Here is a 20,934-nt window from a genome sequence, read left to right as displayed (position 1 = left end):
GTGCGCGAGACGACGGGCAACCGTCCCGCGCGAGAGCGCCTGACTGCCGCAACCTCGACACCACGAGTCGGGCTCCGCGACGCGACACTCGATGACCGCCCGATCACGCCGCAAGTCCAGTCCGACGGCGTCGAGTCCGAGCTCGTCGAGGCGGCAGAACACGGTCAGATCAGGGGCAGCGAATGTAGCGTGGGACACGTCGAGGTCTTCCGTCGGACGGGCAGTGTGAGAACTTCCATCCTCGGGAGACCTCGACCCCTACCAGGACACCGACGCGCCCTCACCTACCCCCTCAACTGCGAAGAGCCGCATATGGCCGACTGGCCCGACCTCTCGAACCTGCTCTATCTGTTTGCGCTCAGGAAGCTGCCGATGTCTCGACTGCGGGCCTACCTCCGCACCTTGCCTGATGACTTCTACGGGCGTGGATACGCGACGCTCGCGATGGCGCAGCGTCTGCGGCGGCAGGGAGAGGGCGATAGGGCACTTCGGCTTGCTGACGCGGCTGTCGCGGCGAATCCGGGTGACCTCTCGGCGCATCTGTTCCGCGACCAACTTCGATTTGAGATCGATGGGCGGCTCGCCGAACCATCGTTCGAGGCCCAAGTCAACGAAGCACAGTTGCGCGCGGATGACTATCTCGATTCGTATCTCGCGTTGTGCAAGTTGCATGGCATCACGCCTGAACGGGACTGGCGACCCGCCGGTCGACGCGGCAACTGAACTCGCCGAACACACGGGGCCGGCAGCGTCCTCGTCCGATCCAACCCAGGTGGGTTGTGATCTTGCGCGGCGCAACCGGAGGTGAGGCGGTGATTGCTTCGGAGGCGTGTATCGGAAGTGGCGCACATCGCGTTCGCCCCGTTGTGCGCGCCGGTGCTCGTGTCGGGGCGAGGAGCAACGCGACTCATCGATCTGGATCGGTGCCGCGCCGTTCCACGACGTCTTGCCGAACTGCTGGATGAAGGACGGATAACGCATCGAGGGCTCGAGAGCTCCGCTGCGCGCGTAGCCCAACCTCTCGGCGTACGACTTCGCCTCCATGAGGCGCACGGGGCGCTGAGCAATTCGGCAGGTAGGAATACGACCGGCAGTCGTGCTGGTCAGTTTTCTGTGCGATCGTGCTCCACGTCACCGCATGAGCAGCCCTGCGTTTCGTTGAGGGGGACGGCCAAACCGGTCTGCTCGTTGGCTTCTGTCACTTCCGCGTATGGGGCGTTATCGGAGTAACGCCTAGAACGGCACGACAGCGCGCGCCATCGCTACCCAGACGCCTGTGCGTTGGAGGGGCCGTGGGATCCGGGAGAGCGGGAGCGCCCCGAATCTGCTTAGGCTTCGGAGGTACAAGGAGGCGATCATGGTCAAGCAGACACCGTTCACAACGAGGCTCGACGGGGAGCTTCGTGACGAGTCCGTGGCCGAGGCCGCCCAACGGCCAGCGTCGCGAATTGCACGCGCGCACCGGGTGTTCTCTGCGGACAACGTACGTGGCGCACGCGACGAGCTCGGACCTTGCCGCGGCATTCCGATCGCGGATGTTGAGGCGGATATCCTGCGCCTCCGCACGCGATGACGCCCCTCCGCGTCCTCCACTCGACCCGTGCCGCGACGGGCGGGACGAAGTACGCCACGCACATGGCGGCCGTCGCGGGCGACGGGGTCTCGGTCGCCTTCTTCTCGTGGCCGCGCGCGCTGTTCGGTCGGTACGACGTGTTCCACGTGCACTGGCCCGAGGCGCTGGCGGGCGGATCCGGCGTGCGCGGCGCCCTCAAGCGTGCACTGGCACGGGCGCTGCTCCTGCGGCTCCGTGCGGGCCGCACCGCCGTCGTCTCGACCCGGCACAACCCGGCGCCGCACGAGGACGTCGCCGGGGGAGAGCTGGCGCGGCGTCTCGAAGACCTCGCGGCCGTCGAGATCCACCTCGTTCCCGAGGCCGCGCGCCGCGCGCGGGGCGAGATCGTCTCGATCCCCCACGGCAGCTACGTCGAGCCGTTCGCGCACCACCCGCGATCCGCGCCTGTCTCCGGGCGCGCGCTCTTCACGGGACTGATCCGCCCCTACAAAGGCATCGACGAGCTGCTCGACGCTTTCGCCGGCGTCTCGGGTGGGGAGCTGCGGATCGTGGGGAAGCCGCTCGATCCCGCCCTGGAGTCGCGGATCGCGTCGTCCGACGATCCGCGGGTCTCGCACCGGTTCGCGTTCGTGCCCGACGCCGAGCTCGTCGCCGAGGTCACGGCCGCCGACCTCGTCGTCCTGCCGTACCGCGAGCTCCACAGCTCGGGGATCGCGATCGTCGCCCTCTCGCTCGGCCGCCCGATCCTCGTGCCACGGACGGAGAGCACCCTCGCTCTGCGCGACGAGGTCGGATCGGCGTGGGTGCGGTTCTTCGACGCCCCGCTGTCGGCGGCGACGCTGTCGGCCGCGCTCGCCGCGGGGATCCCGGAGGGCTCTCCCGACCTCTCGGCCCGCACATGGGAAGAGGTCGCGCGCGCCCACCGCGCCGCGTACCGTCGAGCTGTGGAGCTGACGCATGGCTGAGCAGGTGTTCGCCTGGCTGACCGGGCAGGACGACAACATCGGCGACTCGGCGCTGCGGCGCGGCTACGCCGACGCGCTCCGGCGCCGCGGTCCCGTGACGGCGTTCGTCGGCGGCGCGTCAGACTCCTATATCTCGGGCCTCGGCGACGTGACGCCCATCGCCGACCTCGACGCGTGGCTGCGCTCCGCGATCTCGGCCGCGACGACGGGCCCCGCGACGCTCGCGATCAACGCCGGCGAGTTCACCTTCTCGGGCACGTACACGCTGCAGCTGCTGCGGATCCTGCCCGCGCTCTGCCGGTTCCGCGCCGCCGGCGGGCGAGTCGTGTGGCTCGGCGCCGCGGTGCCGTCCGCGCCGCGGGATCGCGCGTGGCTGTTCCGACGCCTGTTCCACGCGGCGGATCTCATCCGCTGGCGCGACGACGCGACCTCGCACGTCTTCTGCGTCGCCGAGGCGATGCCCGACTGGGCGCTCGCCCTCGAACCGTCGCCCGCCGCTGAGCGCACGGCGCTCGGGATCTCGCTGCGCTTCGACCGCCCCTACCCGTCGCCGGCGTGGATCGCATCCGTCCGCGACCTGGCCGGGCGCCTCTCGCTCGATGTCGTCGCCGTCGCGCAGGTGCAGCGCGACTCGCCTTACGCCCGGCGGCTCGCGGCTGACCTCGGTGGGCGTCACGTCGTGTTTCCGTCGGGGCGCTCGCACGCCGAGCAGGAGGCGATCCTGCGCCGCGAGTACGCCGGCATGGCCGCGATCGTCAGCGACCGCCTGCACGCACTCCTGATCGGCCTCTCCGAGGGCGTCGTGCCCCTCGGGCACACGGAGTCGGCGCGGCCGAAGCTCGCCCGCCACTTCGATTCGCTCGGCCTGCCGTGGGTCGCGTCGGCGACGCTCGACACCGTCGGACCCGATCAGCTCGCCGCATACGCGAACGACGCGGCCGTCGCGCTCTCGGCCGCCCGAACGCGCCTCGCCGAGATCGGCGACCTCCTCGCGGGCGACGACTGGCGCGGCTGAGGCGTCCGGGATCAGAAACGTCCCGCTGCGCGCGGCGGAAGGGACGCTTCTGCGCTCCACGTCGGGCGCCCCGCGCGTGGATCGCGAATTCGTCCCGTCTCGCGCCTCGGACGGGACGATTCTGCGCCCTACGTGCGGGGGTCTCGATTGACGTGGCCTGGCGATCCGGACGGGCTCACGCACGCGCATGTTATGAGATTTAGGCAACTTTATTGCAAGCCTATAAAGTGCTCTAACTGTGCTGACGTTCCTCCATGGACGCGCGCACGAACCCCTACACGCCCAACGCAGGGGCGGAGCCGCAGGCCGTGGTCGGTCGCGACGATCAGCTTGAGCTGTTCGATCTGCTCCTCGCGCGAGTCGCGCGCGGACGCACCGAGCAATCCATGATCATCACGGGGCTCCGCGGCGTCGGAAAGACCGTTCTGCTGGGGCAGTTCAGGCGTGCCGCCCTGGAGGTGGAGTGGATCGTCGTGGAGCTCGAAGCGAGTAAGAACGATGAGGCCGCGTTCCGCCGCTCGCTCGCGTCGAAGCTCCGTGCGGCCCTTCTCGAGCTCAGCCCGCGGTCGCGGTGGAGTGACCGTTTCATGCATGCCATGGGTGTCCTCAAGTCGTTCACGCTCAGCGTCGACCCGAACGGAACTCTGTCGGCGTCCTTCGACGTCGATGCCGTCGAGGGCCGCGCAGACAGCGACGACCTGTCGATGGATCTGACGGATGTCTTCATCTCGGTCGGAGAAGCGGCACAGGAACGCGAGAAGGGCATCGTCCTGCTCTTTGACGAGATCCAGTTCCTCAACGCCGCTCAGCTCGAGTCCCTGATCCAGGCGCTGCACAAGATGGTGCAGCGAAAGCTGCCGATGACCTTGGTCGGAGCGGGGCTCCCTCAGATTCCCGAACTCGCGGGCGATGCGAAGTCGTACGCGGAACGTCAGTTCAAGTTTCCGCGCATCACGAACCTCGGCGCGGCGGACGCAGCCGAGGCGCTGGAGAAGCCTGCTCGTGACGAGGGAGCGTCATTCGAGAAGGCGGCTCTCGCCAGAGCAGTTGAGATCACCGGTGGATACCCGTACTTCCTGCAGGAGCTCGGGTATGCCGTGTGGACCGTCGCAGAGGGCCCTGTCATCACGCTGCGTGATGTCGAGGATGCGATCCCCGGGTATGAGATGAAGCTCGACGAGTCCTTCTTCAGAGTGCGTCTCGATCGTGCGACTGAGCTCCAGCGCGCATACCTTCGGGCGATGGCCCAGCTCGGGCCTGATGCGCAGAAGGCGTCTGACGTGGCGAACGTCATGGGGCGCACCTCACAGAATCTGGCGCCGACGCGAGCCGAGCTGATCAACATGGGGCTGCTCTACACCCCGGAGCACGGATACGCGGCGTTCACCGTGCCGCAGTTCGATCGGTTCATGTTGCGTGCGGTCCCTGTGCTGGACGTGCCGGAGCTGAAACGGCGCCGGCCGCGCGGCGCTTCTCGCTAGCAACCAGAGCTGTTGCCCGTCGTTAGCGGACCGCGCGCTGGAAGGCGCGGGCGTGCGCCCGCGTGACCTCGTCGTCGGTCGGGATCCCCGGGGTCGCGAGGGCGGCCCGCTGCAGCCGTGCGCGCAGCGGCTCGTCGTCGACGAGGCGCCGCAGGGCCGCCGCGAGGGCCGCGACGTCGTTCGGCTCGACGAGCAGCCCGTTCTCGCCGTCGCGGATCCACTCGGTCGGCCCCCCGGCGTTCGCGGCGACGACCGCGGCCCCGCGCGCGAGGTACTGCAGCACGTTCTGGCCGAGCGGCTCGGGGCGGGTCGAGAACTGCACGCCGATGTCGAGTGCGTCGATCTCGGCGGCGACGTCGTCGCGGAAGCCGCGGAAGTCGGTCGCGGGGCCGAGCGCCGCGAGTTCGGCTCGGTAGGCGTCGTGGCCGAACGGGGCGTCGCCGACGAGGCGCAGCTCGGCCCGGTCCTCGAGCCCCGCGAACGCCCGGATCAGGAGGTCCTGCCCCTTCCACGGGTCGAGGCGCGCGACCATCCCGATCCGCACCGGCCCGTCGTGGGGCGCGCGGGCGCTTCCTCGGCCCATCCCCAGGGGGCTCGGGATCACCTCGACGAACTGCCCGCGCCGCGTGAACGGGCGCAGGGTCTCGGCCGTCGAGCGCGAGTTCGCGATGAACCCGGCGGCGCGGGGGATCGCCACGCGCCGGAACGCCTCGAAGCCCGCGCGACCGAGCGCGTCGGGATCGACGCGGTCGCGCAGGTGCACGACGAGGGGCGTGCGCTTCGCGGCGAGGGCCGCATACACCGCCGCCCGCGTCGAGTTGGCGTGGATGACGTCGACCCCGGCGAACGCGGGGTGCGCACGCAGCGCGCGCGCCTGCGCGAGGATCCCGGCGCCGAAGGAGAGGGCGCCGAGCGGCCCCGCCGTCGACGCGCCGGGCCTCTGCGCCCGGCCCGCGCGCACGAGGGGGAGCCCCTCGAAGGCGCCGTCGGGGGCGCCCTCCGGAACGAGCAGCGTCGCGTCCCACGCGCGCGCCTCGCTGCGCAGAACCCGCGCCAGCGCGAGCTCGGCGCCGCTCTTCGCGGTCGTATGCGCCACATGGGCGACGGTCAGCTCGGGCACCCGACAAGGGTACGCACTGAGAATCCGCTGACCGATCGTTGTAAACTCGCGGTGCTGCGTTCCCGCGCGGCACCAAGGAGGCAGTGTGACGGCCGAGATCTCGGTGGCCGGAGGCTTGGGCGCTGCCCGACCCGCTCCGGCACGCGTCTCGACGTCGACGGGCGCCCAGCGCGCGATCCTGGCCGGCCGCCGTGCCGACTGGCGCAAGCGCTACGCGCGGATCCTCCTCATCACCGACCTCGCGGTGCTCGCGGCCACGGTCTACGTCACGCAGTGGGTGCGGCTCGGGCTCGAAGAGCACGTCGCGATCTCGAACCCCTTCATCGGCGTCACGCTGTCGTACACCGTGCTGTCGACGATCCTCCTCGTCGCGTGGATCGCCGCCCTCACCTTCAACGACACGAGATCCGACCGCGTCTTCGGCGTCGGAGCCGACGAGTACCGGCGCATCTTCGACTCGAGCGTCATGCTCTTCGGCGTCGTCGCGATCATCGCGTTCGGCCTGCAGATCGACATCGCCCGTGGGTACCTCCTCATGGCGCTGCCGCTCGGCATCTTCCTCCTGATCGCCGAGCGCTACCTCTGGCGCCACTGGCTGCGCCGGCAGCGGGCTCGCGGCGAGTACGCGGCGCAGGTGCTGCTCGTCGGCTCGTCGCGCGCGACGGTGCGCATGGCGCGCGAGCTGCAGCGCGTGCGCGGCGCCGGGTACCACGTCGTCGCCGCCTGCGTCCCGGGCGGGCGCAGCTCGGCCGCGCTCGAGAAGGCGGGGATCCCCGTCGCCGGTGGCATCGCCGACGTCGAGCAGGCCATGATCGGCGTCGGGGCCGACACCGTCGTCATCACGAGCACCGACGACATCGACCCCGACCGGGTCAAGGAGATCTCGTGGTCGCTCGAGTCGGGCAAGCAGCACCTCGTGCTCGCCCCCGCGATCACCGACATCGCCGGCCCCCGCATCCACACCCGCCCTGCGTCGGGCCTGCCCCTCATGCACGTCGAGACGCCGACGTTCTCGCCGGCGCAGCGCTTCGTCAAGCGCATGATGGATCTCATCGGCGGCATCCTCGCGGTCATCGTCCTGAGCCCCGTGATGCTCGTCGTCGCGATCCTCGTCAAGACCACCTCGCGCGGGCCCGTGATCTTCCGCCAGAAGCGCATCGGCCGTCACGGCCGCGAGTTCGAGATGCTCAAGTTCCGCTCGATGGTCGTGGGCGCCGAGGATCAGCTGACCTCGCTCATGGACCAGCAGGACATGGGCAACGGCGTCCTCTTCAAGATGCGCGACGACCCGCGCGTCACCCGCATCGGCGGGTTCCTCCGCCGCCACAGCCTCGACGAGCTGCCGCAGCTGTTCAACGTCATCGGCGGCCGCATGTCGCTCGTCGGCCCGCGCCCGCCGCTGCGCCGCGAGGTCGACCAGTACGACGATCACGTGCACCGCAGGTTCCTCGTCAAGCCCGGCATCACGGGCCTGTGGCAGATCTCGGGCCGCTCGAGCCTCTCCTGGGACGACAGCGTCCGCCTCGACCTCTCCTACGTCGAGAACTGGACGGTCATGGGCGATGTCGTCATCCTCTTCAAGACCGTCAAGGACGTCCTGAAGCCGGGCCGCGGCTCCGCCGCGTGATGGATCAGTAGAGCTGCCGCCGCAGTTCATCGGCGAACTCGGGGACATCTGCACGGACGAGCGTCAGCAAGTAGTCGTCGAGAGTCATCGTGGGCGAGTTGTATGTCTCGATCAAGCGCTGCACGGTTTGAATTGTCGCCGCACGGTGCAGGTCGAGCTGATCGAGCGGAAACGACTCAGGATGCACGACTTCGATGTCGAACGGGGCCGCCGACTCCTGCGGGAAGTCCTGCAGGTTGAAGGTGACGAGAACTTCCGCGCCACCGCGGACCGCTGCGGCGAGCACATGCCGATCCTTCTCGTCGTTCAACGACGCACCGTAGAGCACGTTGGTATCGAAGAACGCGGGGAACATGGTCAGCTGTCGAGCTCGGCGAGGCGTTTGATGCGGTGCGACGGGGCCATGAGGTCCGGATCGGCGATCGACTCGCGCGCGGCCTCGGCGAGCGCCTCCGAGCGGTCGCTGCGCGCGGCCTCCTGATACTCGAGAAGCGCTTGGAGCCGAACCCGTCGGTGGCGACCCGGCTGCGTGTACTCGATCTGCCCGCCCTCGAGCAGCTTCACGAGCGTGGGTCGTGAGATTCCGAGGAAGTCGGCCGCCTGCTGAGTCGTCATGGACATGTCTCGGGGTACCACGGTGATGCCCTCGCCCATGGCGAGGGCATCGGCGACCAGTTCGAGGACGTGGAACACGTCGGTCGGGATCTCGTGGCGCTGACCGTCTGGGCCGACGAGCGCGGCACCGGTGCGGAACCCTCGGACTGCGGCCGCGAAGTCGGCGAGCTCGTCGCGTGCGGAATCGCCGGGCACGAACGTCTGCGGTTCGCGGCTGCGGCGGCGAGAGTCGATCGGGGTGGACATGCGTCAACTCTACTTCAAAACGAAAAAAACGAAAGGCGCCCGCGGGTCCGTGGAATCGCGAGCGCCTTTCGGTCCGGGCCTACGCCGCCTCGTTGATCGTGCAGGCCGCCACGGTTCCGTTGGTGGCCTCGTCGATCAGGATGAACGAACCGGTCTCGCGGTTGATCGCGTACGGATCCGCCACGAGCGGCGTCGTGGTGCGGAGCGTCACGCGGCCGATCGCGTTGAGGCCCAGCTCGGTCGCCTCCTGGTTGCGGTGAAGCGTGTTGATATCGAGCTCGTACTGGATCTCCTTCACGACGGCGCGCGCCTCGCGCGTGCCGTGGAGAACCGCGTACTTCTTGCCCGGGATCATCGGCGTCTCGCTCATCCAGCAGATCGTGGCGTCGATGTCCTGCGACACGTTCGGCTGGTTCTTCGGGCGCGAGATGACGTCGCCGCGCGAGATGTCGATCTCGTCCTCGAGGCGGACGGTGACCGACATCGGCGGGAACGCCTCGTCGATCTCGCCGTCGGCCGTGTCGATCGCCGCGACCTTCGAGGTGAGGCCCGAGGGGAGGACGATGACCTCGTCGCCCTTCTTGAGCAGGCCGCTCGAGATCCGCCCCGCGTACCCGCGGTAGTCGCGGATGTCGTTCTGCTGGGGGCGGATCACGTACTGCACGGGGAAGCGCACGTCCTGCAGGTTGCGGTCGGCGCCGATGTAGACGTTCTCGAGGTGGTGCAGGAGCGAGGATCCCTCGTACCAGGGGGTGCGCTCGCTGCGCGTCACGACGTTGTCGCCCTCGAGGGCCGAGAGCGGGATCGCCGTGATGTCGGTGATGTTGAGCTTCGACGCGAAGTCGAGGAACTCGTCGCGGATGTCGTTGAAGACCTGCTCGTCGAAGTCGACGAGGTCCATCTTGTTGACGGCGAGGACGACGTGCGGCACCCGCAGGAGCGACGCGATGGTCGCGTGGCGACGGCTCTGCTCGATGACGCCCTTGCGCGCGTCGATGAGGACGATCGCGAGGTCGGCCGTCGACGCGCCCGTGACCATGTTGCGCGTGTACTGCGCGTGGCCGGGGGTGTCGGCGATGATGAACTTGCGCTTCGGGGTCGCGAAGTAGCGGTAGGCCACGTCGATCGTGATCCCCTGCTCGCGCTCGGCGCGGAGCCCGTCGGTCAGAAGCGACAGGTCGACGTACTCGTTTCCGCGGCTCTTGGAGGTCTCCTCGACCGAGAGCAGCTGGTCTTCGAAGATCGACTTGGAGTCATACAGCAGGCGCCCGATGAGCGTGCTCTTGCCGTCGTCGACCGATCCAGCGGTCGCAAATCGCAGCATGTCCATGGCTCAGAAGTACCCCTGCTTCTTTCGGTCTTCCATCGCGGCCTCGCTCACGCGGTCGTCGCCGCGCGTCGCACCGCGCTCGGTGATGCGGGTCGAGGCGACCTCGGCGATCACCTTGTCGATGTCGTCGGCGTCGCTCTCGACGGCGGCGGTCAGCGTCGCGTCGCCCACCGTGCGGTAGCGCACCATGCGGGTCGACACCTCCTCGCCGTCCTTGGGCGTCGCGAACTCGTTGGCCTCGAACACCATGCCGCCGCGCACGAAGGTCTCGCGCTCTTTGGCGAAGTAGATCTCGGGGATCTCGACGCCGTCGAGCTTGATGTACTCCCAGATGTCGAGCTCGGTCCAGTTCGACAGTGGGAACACGCGGATCGACTCGCCGGGGTGCACGCGGCCGTTGTAGAGGCTCCAGATCTCGGGGCGCTGGTTCTTCGGATCCCACTGCCCGAAGTCGTCGCGGAACGAGAAGACGCGCTCCTTGGCGCGCGCCTTCTCCTCGTCGCGGCGCGCGCCGCCGAGCATCGCGTTGAAGCCGTTCTTCTCGACGGTGTCGAGGAGCACGGGCGTCTGGATGCGGTTGCGCGAGCCGTTCGGCTCCTCCTGCACGAGCCCCTTGTCGATGGCCTCCTGCACGGATCCGACGATGAGGCGCAGGCCGTGCTTCTCGACGTACTGATCGCGGAAGTCGATGATCTCGGGGAAGTTGTGACCCGTGTCGACGTGCACGACGGGGAAGGGCAGGCGCGCGGGCGCGAAGGCCTTCATCGCCATGTGCAGCATGACGAGCGAGTCCTTGCCGCCCGAGAACATGAGCGCAGGCTTCGAGAGCTGCGCCACGACCTCTCGGATGATGTGGATCGACTCGGCCTCGAGCTGCCTCAGCTGCGAGATCGAGTAGTGCGATTCAGAAGACACCGGGCTCCTTTCACTCCGGCTGTGACGCGAGTGCCGCGCCCACAGCGTTCATCACGTCGCCCGAGATCTCGGGGCGGCACACCACGAGGTCGGGGAGGTAGGGGTTGGGCTGGTTGTAGATCAGCTCGCTGCCGTCGAGGCGCGAGGTGTACAGGCCTGCCGTGCGGGCGACCGCGACGGGGGCGGCGCTGTCCCACTCGTACTGGCCCCCACCGTGCACGTAGGCGTCGGCCTCGCCGCGCACGACGGAGCAGATCTTCACGCCGGCGGACCCCATGGGGACGAGCTCGGCGCCGAGCGACTCGGCCACCTGCTGCACGAGCTGCGGCGCGCGACTGCGGCTGACGGCGATGCGGATCCTGTCGCCCGAAGGCGCCGCGTGCCCGTCGACCTCGCTCGAGACGAGGACGACGTCGGGGCCGCCGAGGGCGACGGCGCCGAGCGCGAGGGACCCGTCGACGACGAGCGCGATGTGCACGGCCCAGTCGTCTCGGTGCTCGCTGAACTCCCGCGTGCCGTCGAGGGGGTCGATGATCCAGACGCGGTCCGCACCGAGCCGCGCGGCGCTGTCGGCCGCCTCCTCGCTCAGCACGGCGTCGCCCGGGGCGAGCTCGGCGAGACGGGCCGCGAGAAGCGCCTGCGCGCTCTGATCGCCGAGGTCCTTCAGTGCTTTGCCCTCGACGTCGGGGTTGTCGTTCCGCACCTCGACGAGGCGGCGAGCGGCCTCGGTCGCGAGCGTGCGGGCGATCTCGGCGTCGGGGAGGTCGTGGGGCCCGACGGCGGGAACCAAATCAGTCACGGAGGGCTGGCCTTCTGTCAGCGGAAAACTGGGAAGACGCCGCAAGCGGCATCGAAGTGACCCTACCTTAGGCGATCGACGTCTCCCGCTTATGCGGCGGGACATGTCAGCGCGAGATGAATGGTCTTTTAGTCGATGAACTCGAGTGAAATAGTAGGATTAATGAAAGTCGACCGATTTTGTCATCTATTCCGGCTTCATTGATAGAGTTTCGCGCCATGGATGCGGCGCTGCAGTACCTCATCGACTTCAACTGGCCGATGGCGATCGCCGCGATCGGCGTCGGGGTGGTCGTCGGGCTGACGGGCATGGGCGGGGGCGCCCTCATGACGCCCGTGCTCGTGCTGGGGTTCGGCGTCAGCCCGCTCACCGCGGTGTCGAGCGACCTCATCACCTCGGCGGTCATGAAGCCCGCGGGGTCGGTCGTCCACGCCCGGCACGGAACGGTCAACTGGCCGATCGTGATCTGGCTCGCGGTCGGGTCCGTCCCCGCCGCCTTCTGCGGATCGCTCGTCATCTCCGCCGTCGGAGAGCTCACCGGCGTGCAGACGTTCGTCAAGGCGGCCCTCGGGTGGGTCCTGCTGCTCGCGGCGATCCTCATCGGCGTGCGCGCGTTCATCGGCATGCGGAACCGCGCCCGCGAGCGCAGGGACGGCACGACGACGAGGCGCGATGACGCCGCCGTCACGAAGGTCCGGCCGATCCCGACGCTCATCGTCGGGATCATCGGCGGCCTGATGGTCGGCCTCACGTCCGTCGGCAGCGGGTCGCTCATCATCATCGCGCTCATGCTCCTGTACCCACTCCTGTCGATGAACCGGCTCGTCGGCACCGACCTCGTCCAGGCGGTCCCCCTCGTGATCGCGGCCGCGTTGGGGCACCTCCTCTTCGGCGACGTCGACTGGGCGGTCGTCGTCCCGCTCATCGTCGGCAGCGTGCCGGGGGCCGTCCTGGGCGCTCGGCTCTCGTCGGTCGCGCCGAGCGGGATCGTCCGCCGCGCCCTCGCGGTCGTGCTCCTCGCCTCCTCGCTGCGCATGCTCGGGGTCTCGATCAGCTGGACGATCGCCGCGGTGTCTCTCGCGCTCGTGGCCGCGACCGTCGGATGGATGTGGCTGCGCCGCGCACACGGCCTCGAGGCCACCTTCGCGCTCGAGCGGCAGAAGCGCGACAGCGTGCAAGATGGAGCACGTGACTGAGCGCTCCCTCACCCTGACTTCTCCCCAGCTGCGCATCGTCGAGCTCGCCCTCGCGGGCGCCTGGGGGTCGACGGCCGAGCTGGCCTTCGACGACCCCGCGATCGCTGTGGGCGACGAGCTCGTCCTCTTCGACGAGGAAGGGACGGACGTCGCGTCGTTGCGCGTCGACGCGGTGTCGGTGAGCGGCGGCGGGCCCGCGCCCGTCGAGCAGATCGGCACGGGGGAGGCCCCGGACCTCCCCGCGCGCGTGGTCGTGTCCGGATCCGTCTCCGCCCGCCGCGCGCTGGGCCACCGCGACCGCGCCGACCTGCGCGTCGGAGCCGGGTTCGCCCGGGTGCCCCGCGCCGTGCTCATCGAGGGCGGCGCCCCGGCATCGCTCCCCGACACGGACGATCCCGTCATCGTGGTCGACCGCGGCGACGGCCGAGCGCTCGCCGCGTCGGTCGCGGCCGTCGAGGCCGCGGGGCGCCGCGCGATCGTGCTGCCGGGCGCCGGCGACCGCACGCTCGCCGCCGCGCGCGAGCTCGTGGCCGACGAGATCGAGGTCGTCGAGGCTCCCGCCGACGGATCCGAGGGCGTCGTCGTCCTCCTGACGGGGCTCTCGGGATCCGGGAAGTCGACGATCTCGAAGCTTCTCGTCGAGCGACTCGCCGCGGTCGACCCGCGCACGACGACGCTGCTCGACGGCGACGAGGTGCGGCAGATCCTCTCGGCGGGCCTCGGCTTCACGCGCGACGACCGCATGCTCAACATCCGACGCATCGGCTGGGTCGCGGCCCTCGTCGCGAAGCACGGCGGGATCGCGGTGTGCGCGCCGATCGCACCCTACGAGGCGATGCGCGAGGAGATGCGCGAGCGCGTCGAGCAGGTCGGGCGCTTCGTCCTCGTCCACGTCGCGACGCCGCTCCCGGTGTGCGCCGAGCGCGACCGCAAGGGCCTCTACGCGAAGGCGATGGCGGGCGAGATCGGCGAGTTCACGGGTGTGAGCGACCCGTACCAGATCCCGGCGCACGCCGATCTGACGATCGACGCGTCGGTCGTCGAGCCCGCCGACGCGGTCGAGCGGATCCTCGCGGTCCTGCGCGCCTGAGGCGCGATCAGCGCGCGGCCGCGGCCGGCTCGGGGGCGCGCTCGGCGGCGCGGGTCCTGAGGTGCCCGCGGGTGCTCCAGGCGACGGCGGCGACCCACACGGCGACGATCACGCCGTAGACGACCCACATGACGGGCTGCGGGGTCGCGAGCCAGTCGCTGCGCATGAGCGTGCGCGCGTTCGTCAGCACGATGACGCCGCCGACGAGGGATCCGAGGACCCGCGGCGGGACGAAGCGCACGATCCATGCGGCGATCGGCGCGGCGATGAGGCCGCCGATCAGGAGCGCGACGGCCCAGCTCCACGTGACGCCCTCGCCCGACAGCCCCACGAAGAAGCCGAGGCTCGCCGCGATCGCGACGAAGAACTCGCTCGTGTCGATCGTGCCGATGACCTTGCGCGGCTCCATGCGGCCGCTCGCGAGGATCGCGGGGGTCCCGACGGGGCCCCAGCCGCCGCCGCCCGTCGCATCCATGAATCCGCCGACGAGGCCGAGCGGCACGAGGAAGCGCTTGCGCAGCGGCTTGTCGCTGCGCGCCGGCAGGCCCTGGATCGTGAACCGCAGCAGGACGTAGAGGCCGAGCGCGAGGAGGATCAGCGACATGACCGGCTGGGCGAGCTCGGTCGACAGCCACGACAGGAAGGTCGCGCCCGCGAAGGATCCGATCGCGCCGGGGATGCCGATGCGGGCGACGGTCTTCCAGTCGACGTTGCCGAAGCGCCAGTGCGATGCGCCCGACGCGAGCGTCGTGCCGATCTCGGCGAGGTGCACCGTCGCGCTCGCCGCCGCGGGGTTCGTGCCGATCGCGAGCAGCAGGGTCGTCGAGGTCACGCCGTAGGCCATTCCGAGGCTGCCGTCGACGAGCTGGGCTCCGAGGCCGACGAGGGCGAGCAGGATGAGGGTCTGCATGGCGCAGACGATACCCGACTAACTGCGTGGGAATAGAGGGGTTAACGAAAAAGTCTCACGCCTGACTCCAGGCGGAGTCATCGGCGGTCAGCGCCGTGATCGATGCGGGCAGCTGATCGTTCGCGAGGTCGGCCGCCGTGACCGACTCGAGGACGGCCCGCACGTTGGCGCGCAGCGCGACCCACACGTGGACGAGCGGCCCCGCGGCCCCGTCGAGCTCGATGTCGCTCGGCCGCGCGTCGCGCACCCACACGAGCGGTCCCTCGACGGCGCGGATGATGTCGGCGACCGTGATCGCGTCGCCCGGCCGGGCGAGCTGGTGGCCGCCGCGCGCTCCCCGCGTGCTCGCGATGAGGCCGCTGCGGCGCAGGTCGGTGAGGATCCCCTCGAGGAAGCGGTGGGGGATGTCCTGCTGGCGCGCGATCTCCTCGGCCGTCTCGGGGCCGTCGCCCTCGTGCTTCGCGAGTTCGGCGATGGCGCGGACGGCGTAGTCGGCGCGGGCGGAGATCCTCATGCCCCCATTGTCGCCGACGAGGTCGGGATTCAGCCGCCGAGGTACGCCGCGAGCGACTCCCACGCGTCGGCGGGGGCGAAGCCCGTCGCCTCGATCTTGTCGAGCGCGAGGACGCTGTTCGCGGGGCGCGGCGCGATTCCGTGCTTGCCCGCGAAGTACTCGGCGGTCGTGACGGGCGTCACGCGGCCCGCGTCGTGACCCGTCGCGGTGAAGACGCGCCGGGCGACGTCGGCCCATGAGGCGGGCTCGCCCGATCCCGTGAGGTTGTAGGTGCCGAAGGGCGCGCGCGACGCCAGGAGGTGCCGGATCCCGCGCGCGATCTCGTCGGTGAACGTGAGGCGGCCGACCTGGTCGGAGACGACCGACGGATCCACGCCGCGCTCGGCGAGAGACGCCATCGTGCGGACGAAGTTGCCGCCCTCGCCGATGACCCACGACGTGCGCACGATGTAGTGGCGCGGGGCCGTCGCCGCGGCGATGTCGCCCGCGGCCTTCGTCTGGCCGTAGACGCCGAGGGGCGCGAACGCGTCGTCCTCCGCGTACGGGCCGTCGGCCGAGCCGTCGAAGACGTAGTCGCTCGACACGTGCACGAGGGTGATCCCGTTCTGCGCCGCGACCTGCGCGAGCGCCGCGACGCCCGCGGCGTTCGCGGCCCACGCGGCCGCGCGGTCGGCCTCGGCGGCGTCGACGCCCGTGTACGCGGCCGCGTTGATGATCACGCCGTAGTCGCGCCACCGCCTGGCGTCCGCGAGAGGGGAGGCGAGGTCGAGCGACGCGCGGTCGGCGTATTCGACCGTGGGGTCGTCGCCGAACGACGCGCGCAGGGCGCGGCCGAGCTGGCCGTTCGCGCCGACGACGAGCGTCTTCCGCGGCGGGACCGGGGTCACATCGCCGAGCCGCGGGTGCGCGCGGTCCTTGTCGCTCAGCTCCGCGTCGTCGAGGGCGATCGGCCACGCGATCGCGGCCGTCTCGTCGGCGAGGTTGAGGAACGAGTACGCGGCGTCGGGGGACCAGTGGTCGTTGACGAGGTAGGTGTACGCCGTGCCGTCCTCGAGCGCCTGGAACGCGTTGCCGACGCCCCGCGGCACGAAGATCGCCCGGGAGGGATCGATCTCGGCCGTGAACACGGCGCCGAACGAGGGGCCCTCGCGCAGGTCGACCCACGCCCCGAAGATCCGGCCGGTCGCGACCGAGATGTACTTGTCCCACGGCTCGGCGTGGATCCCGCGCGTGGTGCCCGCCGTCGCGTTGAACGAGATGTTGTTCTGCACGGGTCCGAAGTCGCGGAGGCCGAGCGCGAGCATCTTCTCGCGCTGCCAGTTCTCCTTGAACCAGCCGCGGCTGTCGCCGTGCACCGGCAGATCGAAGAGCAGGAGGCCGGGGATCGGCGTCTCGGTCACGCCGAGCTGCTTGCCGAACATCACTGGCCCTTCGACGCGTAGAACGCCTCGACGCCGTCCTTCGCGCCCGCCCACCAGGCCTCGTTCTCGCGGTACCACGCGATCGTCGCCTCGAGTCCCGCGCGGAAGTCCTGGAACCGCGGCTTCCAGCCGAGATCGGTGCGCAGGCGCGTCGAGTCGATCGCATACCGCATGTCGTGCCCCGCGCGGTCGGTCACGTGGTCGTACGCGTCGGCCGGCTGGCCCATGAGCTCAAGGATGGTCTCGACGACCTGCTTGTTGCTCTCCTCGCCGTCGGCGCCGATCAGGTAGGTCTCGCCGATCACGCCCTTCTCGAGGATCGTCAGGACCGCCGACGAGTGGTCGTCGGCGTGGATCCAGTCGCGCACGTTCTCGCCGGCGCCGTAGAGCTTGGGCCGGACGCCGCGGATCACGTTCGTGATCTGGCGGGGGATGAACTTCTCGACGTGCTGGTAGGGCCCGTAGTTGTTCGAGCAGTTCGAGATCGTCGCGCGCACGCCGAACGAGCGCACCCACGCGCGCACGAGCAGGTCGCTCGCGGCCTTCGTCGACGAGTACGGCGACGAGGGGTTGTACGGCGTGCGCTCGGTGAACCGGTTCGGGTCGTCGAGCTCGAGGTCGCCGTAGACCTCGTCGGTCGACACGTGGTGCAGGCGCACGTCGTGGCGGCGGGCCGCCTCGAGCAGCGTGTACGTGCCGATGACGTTGGTGTCGAGGAAGGGACGCGGGTCGTCGAGCGAGTTGTCGTTGTGGCTCTCGGCCGCGTAGTGCACGACGGCGTCGACGCGCGCGAACAGGTCGTCGACGAGCGCGGCGTCGGCGATGTCGCCCACGACGAGCTCGAAGCGGCTCTCGGGCAGCCCCGCGAGTGACTCGCGGTTTCCCGCGTAGGTGAGCTTGTCGAGCACCGTCACCCGGTGATCGGTGTTCTCGAGCACGTAGTGCACGAAGTTGGACCCGATGAAGCCGGCCCCGCCGGTCACGAGCAGGTGCATCAGCGCCCTCTTTCCAGAGTCTCGAGCAGGTAGCTCCCGTACCCCGACTTCACGAGCGCCTCCGCGCGGACGCGCAGACCCTCGTCGTCGAGGAACCCCTGGCGCCAGCCGATCTCCTCGGGGGATCCGATCTTCAGGCCGGTGCGCATCTCCATCGTCCGCACGTAGTCGGCAGCCGCGAGCATGTCGTCGACCGTGCCCGTGTCGAGCCACGCCGTCCCGCGGGGGAGCACGTCGACCTGCAGCTTGCCGCGCTCGAGGTAGGCGCGGTTGACGTCGGTGATCTCGTACTCGCCGCGCGCGGACGGCTCGAGGCCGCGGGCGATCTCGATGACGTCGTTGTCGTAGAAGTAGAGGCCCGGGATCGCGTAGTTGCTCCGGGGCTCGGCGGGCTTCTCCTCGAGGGAGAGCGCCGTGCCGTCCGCGTCGAACTCGACGACGCCGTAGGCGCGGGGGTTCGCGACCCAGTAGGCGAAGACCGCTCCGCCGTCGACGTCGGCGAACCGGCGCAGCTGCGTGCCGAGGCCCGGGCCGTAGAGCAGGTTGTCGCCGAGCGCGAGGGCGACCTTGTCCTCGCCGATGAAGTCGGCGCCGATCGTGAACGCCTGCGCGAGGCCGTCGGGCGAGGGCTGCTCGGCGTAGCTCAGCTCGATCCCGAACTGCGATCCGTCGCCCAGCAGCCGATGGAACGCGGCGGCGTCGTGCGGGGTCGTGATCACGAGGATCTCCCGGATCCCCGCGAGCATGAGCGTCGACAGGGGGTAGTAGATCATCGGCTTGTCGTACACCGGCACGAGCTGCTTCGAGACGCCGAGCGTGATCGGGTGCAGACGCGTGCCCGAGCCGCCCGCGAGAATGATGCCCTTCACGCCTGCCATCGTGTCACACAGGCCCCGCATGGACCCGCCGTTAGGCTCGCCAGGTGGCATCAGCGACGGCACCGGCACCGACCCTCTGGCAGCGCCTGCGCTGGCCCCTGCTCTCGGTCCTCCTGACCGTCGCGCTCGCGACGGCGCGCGTCGCGGTCAACCCGCGCTTCTACTTCACCGACGACACCGAGCGCGGCTCGTTCGGCCAATGGTGGGCGCTCGGCGAGTACCTGACCCACGGATCCCTCCCCGTCCTCGACCCGTCGGCCTGGCAGGGCGGCAACTACTTCGCCGAGGGGCAGTGGGGGATCCTCAGCCCCATCACCTGGCTGATCGGGCTCACGGCGTACGCCGCCCCCGACGCCGCCGTGCACGTGACGGTGTGGAAGATCCTGTTCCTCGCGGTCTTCTCGCTCGGCATGTACCTCATCACCCGCGAGTTCGGCGCGGCGCGGCCGTGGGCGGCGCTCGCCGCGGTCCTCGCGCCCGTCGCGGGGCTCACGGTGTACATGGACGCCGCGTCGTGGTCGACGGGCCTCTTCGACTCCTGCCTGCTGCCGCTGCTGTGGTGGACGCTGCGGCGCGCCGTCGAGCACGGGAAGTCGCCGATCCCGTACCTCGTGGCGTCGCACGCGCTCGTGACCTTCGGATACGTCTTCGGCGCCGTCGTCCTCGTGATCGTGCTGGTCGAGAGCCTCGTGCGCCACGCCGTCCGCCGCCGCTGGCGCGAGGTGTGGCGCACCCTCGCGGCGAGCGCCTGGGGCGCGCTGTGGACCATCGTGATCTACCTGCCCGCGATCGCGACGGCCCCCGTGACGAAGCGGGCGACGGATCCGATCGAGAACGACCACTTCCTCAACGCCGACCTGACCGACCTCTTCTCGGCCGGATCCCCGTGGTCGACCGCGACGATCCGATCCTGGTGGGGCGACACGACCGACGGGCCGCTCGTCTACATCGCGTGGCTGGTCCCGCTGATCCCGCTCTTCCTGCCGCTCGCGAAGCGCTCGCTCGCGCGGCTGACCCCCGTTCTCGTGCTCGGGGCGACGATGCTCGCCGTCGTGCTCGCGCCCGCGCAGCTCGGGGCGATCCGCTGGCCGCTGCGCATGATGCCGTACCTCGCGATCGCCGTGATCATCGTGCTCGCGGTGGCCGCATCGCAGCGCTTCCCGAAGGTGACGCGCGGGAACGTGTGGGCGTCGCTCGCCCTCATCGCGGCGTGCGGCTACCTCTCGTGGGTCAACGAGATGTGGTCGTGGAAGGCGATCTTCGCCGGCACGGCGGTGCAGCTCGTCGCGCTCGCGGGCTTCGTGATCCTCTCGCGGCGCGCCGGGCGCCCCGGGGCGGGCGCGGGCGCGGCGACCCGGGCGACCGCCGTCGCGGTCCTGCTCTCGACGCTCGTGACGTCGGGCGTCTCGCTCACGCAGCTCGCGCGTTTCACCGAGTCGCCCATGCCGTCGGTGAACGCGCCGACGTCGACCGAGACCCTCGAGAGCGCGCTCGACGGGGTCGAGGGCGACGCGATCGTCGTGGGCAACTACTACACGGGGCAGAACACCCCCGACAGCTGGAACGAGCGGCTGATGGGCAACCTCTGGTACCTCGCCGACACGCCCGTCGCGAGCGTCTACACGGTCCTGCCGTTCAGCGCGTTCGCGAACGACCTCTGCAGCGACCTGCGCGGCCTCACGTGCGCCGACGCGCTCGGCACGCTCTGGAGCATCGATCCCGACACGGGGGAGCGCGTGAGCGACCTCATGAGCATCTCGGCGATCGTCGCGGCGAAGGCCACCTACGAGACCGAGCCCGTCGCGCCCGAGGGCTGGCACCTGGCGCGCGAGGGGTACTGGAACTGGTTCTTCGAGCGCGACGAGCCGCTGCCCAGCGCGGGTGGGGTGACGTACACCGACTCCGAGCTGTCGGACGTCGAGGTCACCGACACGACCGTGACGTTCACGGTCGACGAGGTCGGGCCCTCGGGCGAGGTCGTGCTGAGCCGCCTGCCCTTCCCGGGGTACTCGGTGTCGGGGGCGGAGCTCGCGGATCCGGTGCGCGGATACCTGCTCACGGTCGACGTCTCGGGGGCGGAGCCGGGCGACACCGTGACGGTGCGCTTCCTGCCGCCGCCGTTCCCGATCCTCGTCGCGTCGTTCGTCGGCGCGTGGCTCGTCCTCGCGGCCTGGCTCCTGCTCCGCGCCCGGTCCCGCCGCGCAGGCGCGCGCCCCTGACCCCGTCGCCCGCCGCTGACCCCGC

20 protein-coding genes and 1 pseudogene are annotated in these 20,934 nt (G+C 70.2%); 9 read left to right on the top strand and 12 right to left on the bottom strand.

The window, feature by feature from the left end; translation table 11 throughout:
• Positions 1–198: pseudogene (locus H576_RS17220) on the bottom strand (ISL3 family transposase); the annotation flags it as partial.
• Between the two features lie 114 nt (positions 199–312).
• Here H576_RS17220 and H576_RS0111630 point away from each other — a divergent pair.
• From H576_RS0111630 to H576_RS0111615, 5 genes are all read left to right on the top strand, one after another.
• Positions 313–723, top strand: coding sequence for a tetratricopeptide repeat protein (locus tag H576_RS0111630; protein WP_029151077.1), 411 nt, complete (start codon positions 313–315; stop codon positions 721–723).
• 634 nt (positions 724–1,357) lie between these two features.
• Positions 1,358–1,573: a hypothetical protein gene (locus H576_RS16775; protein WP_156888214.1), complete on the top strand. Its 216-nt coding sequence runs from the start codon at positions 1,358–1,360 to the stop codon at positions 1,571–1,573.
• Entirely contained in the window at positions 1,570–2,538 is a 969-nt protein-coding gene (locus H576_RS15615) for a glycosyltransferase (protein ID WP_051172699.1), read from the top strand. The genes H576_RS16775 and H576_RS15615 overlap by 4 nt, the downstream gene beginning before the upstream one ends.
• The gene (locus H576_RS0111620; RefSeq protein ID WP_029151076.1) at positions 2,531–3,553 is read left to right on the top strand and encodes a polysaccharide pyruvyl transferase family protein; all 1,023 of its coding nucleotides are present in this window, start codon (positions 2,531–2,533) and stop codon (positions 3,551–3,553) included. The genes H576_RS15615 and H576_RS0111620 overlap by 8 nt, the downstream gene beginning before the upstream one ends.
• Before the next feature lie 254 nt (positions 3,554–3,807).
• Entirely contained in the window at positions 3,808–5,034 is a 1,227-nt protein-coding gene (locus H576_RS0111615; RefSeq protein ID WP_029151075.1) for an ATP-binding protein, read from the top strand.
• A 22-nt stretch (positions 5,035–5,056) separates the two neighbouring features.
• Here H576_RS0111615 and H576_RS16770 read toward each other — a convergent pair whose 3' ends face one another.
• The gene (locus H576_RS16770; RefSeq protein WP_029151074.1) at positions 5,057–6,154 is read right to left on the bottom strand and encodes a glycosyltransferase; all 1,098 of its coding nucleotides are present in this window, start codon (positions 6,152–6,154) and stop codon (positions 5,057–5,059) included.
• Positions 6,155–6,239: 85 nt separating this feature from the next.
• Between H576_RS16770 and H576_RS15610 the strand changes: the two genes are divergently transcribed.
• Entirely contained in the window at positions 6,240–7,781 is a 1,542-nt protein-coding gene (locus H576_RS15610; protein ID WP_245559178.1) for a sugar transferase, read from the top strand.
• Between the two features lie 4 nt (positions 7,782–7,785).
• Here H576_RS15610 and H576_RS15605 read toward each other — a convergent pair whose 3' ends face one another.
• The 5 genes from H576_RS15605 to H576_RS0111580 all read right to left on the bottom strand — a co-directional run bounded on the left by H576_RS15605 (position 7,786) and on the right by H576_RS0111580 (position 11,686).
• Positions 7,786–8,136, bottom strand: coding sequence for a VapC50 family PIN domain-containing toxin (locus H576_RS15605; protein ID WP_051172697.1), 351 nt, complete (start codon positions 8,134–8,136; stop codon positions 7,786–7,788).
• 2 nt (positions 8,137–8,138) lie between these two features.
• Complete coding sequence (locus H576_RS15600; RefSeq protein ID WP_051172694.1) at positions 8,139–8,642, bottom strand: helix-turn-helix domain-containing protein; 504 nt, start codon at positions 8,640–8,642, stop codon at positions 8,139–8,141.
• Positions 8,643–8,721: 79 nt separating this feature from the next.
• Positions 8,722–9,972 (bottom strand): sulfate adenylyltransferase subunit CysN, encoded by a 1,251-nt coding sequence (gene cysN / locus H576_RS0111590; RefSeq protein ID WP_029151073.1) that lies wholly within the window; start codon positions 9,970–9,972, stop codon positions 8,722–8,724.
• Positions 9,973–9,975: 3 nt separating this feature from the next.
• Positions 9,976–10,887 (bottom strand): sulfate adenylyltransferase subunit CysD, encoded by a 912-nt coding sequence (gene cysD / locus H576_RS0111585; RefSeq protein ID WP_029151072.1) that lies wholly within the window; start codon positions 10,885–10,887, stop codon positions 9,976–9,978.
• Positions 10,888–10,897: 10 nt separating this feature from the next.
• A complete protein-coding gene (locus H576_RS0111580) occupies positions 10,898–11,686 on the bottom strand; it encodes a 3'(2'),5'-bisphosphate nucleotidase CysQ (protein ID WP_245559177.1) in 789 nt (262 codons plus the stop codon).
• Positions 11,687–11,904: 218 nt separating this feature from the next.
• Between H576_RS0111580 and H576_RS15595 the strand changes: the two genes are divergently transcribed.
• Complete coding sequence (locus H576_RS15595; RefSeq protein ID WP_245559176.1) at positions 11,905–12,882, top strand: sulfite exporter TauE/SafE family protein; 978 nt, start codon at positions 11,905–11,907, stop codon at positions 12,880–12,882.
• A complete protein-coding gene (gene cysC, locus H576_RS16905) occupies positions 12,875–13,972 on the top strand; it encodes an adenylyl-sulfate kinase (protein ID WP_245559175.1) in 1,098 nt (365 codons plus the stop codon). The genes H576_RS15595 and cysC overlap by 8 nt, the downstream gene beginning before the upstream one ends.
• A gap of 7 nt (positions 13,973–13,979) precedes the next feature.
• Here cysC and H576_RS0111565 read toward each other — a convergent pair whose 3' ends face one another.
• The 5 genes from H576_RS0111565 to rfbA are packed head-to-tail and all read right to left on the bottom strand — an operon-like array spanning position 13,980 to position 18,681.
• Complete coding sequence (locus tag H576_RS0111565; RefSeq protein ID WP_029151070.1) at positions 13,980–14,882, bottom strand: sulfite exporter TauE/SafE family protein; 903 nt, start codon at positions 14,880–14,882, stop codon at positions 13,980–13,982.
• A gap of 55 nt (positions 14,883–14,937) precedes the next feature.
• Entirely contained in the window at positions 14,938–15,396 is a 459-nt protein-coding gene (locus tag H576_RS0111560; protein WP_029151069.1) for an RrF2 family transcriptional regulator, read from the bottom strand.
• A 29-nt stretch (positions 15,397–15,425) separates the two neighbouring features.
• Positions 15,426–16,817, bottom strand: coding sequence for a dTDP-4-dehydrorhamnose reductase (gene rfbD, locus H576_RS0111555; protein WP_036320729.1), 1,392 nt, complete (start codon positions 16,815–16,817; stop codon positions 15,426–15,428).
• Positions 16,817–17,815, bottom strand: a complete 999-nt coding sequence (gene rfbB, locus H576_RS0111550; protein ID WP_029151067.1) for a dTDP-glucose 4,6-dehydratase — start codon at positions 17,813–17,815, stop codon at positions 16,817–16,819. Before rfbB ends, rfbD begins: the two co-directional genes overlap by 1 nt.
• On the bottom strand, positions 17,812–18,681 hold the full coding sequence (gene rfbA / locus H576_RS0111545) for a glucose-1-phosphate thymidylyltransferase RfbA (protein ID WP_029151066.1): 870 nt from the start codon (positions 18,679–18,681) through the stop codon (positions 17,812–17,814). Before rfbA ends, rfbB begins: the two co-directional genes overlap by 4 nt.
• Before the next feature lie 53 nt (positions 18,682–18,734).
• Here rfbA and H576_RS0111540 point away from each other — a divergent pair, with 53 nt between their 5' ends.
• Positions 18,735–20,909, top strand: coding sequence for a YfhO family protein (locus tag H576_RS0111540; protein WP_029151065.1), 2,175 nt, complete (start codon positions 18,735–18,737; stop codon positions 20,907–20,909).
• Positions 20,910–20,934 lie beyond the last annotated feature (25 nt).

It is taken from the genome of Microbacterium indicum DSM 19969 (assembly GCF_000422385.1).
Taxonomy (GTDB): Bacteria; Actinomycetota; Actinomycetes; order Actinomycetales; family Microbacteriaceae; genus Microbacterium; species Microbacterium indicum.
The sequence above is the reverse complement of the archived record's forward strand: the minus strand, read 5'-3'. Positions and strand labels throughout refer to the sequence as shown.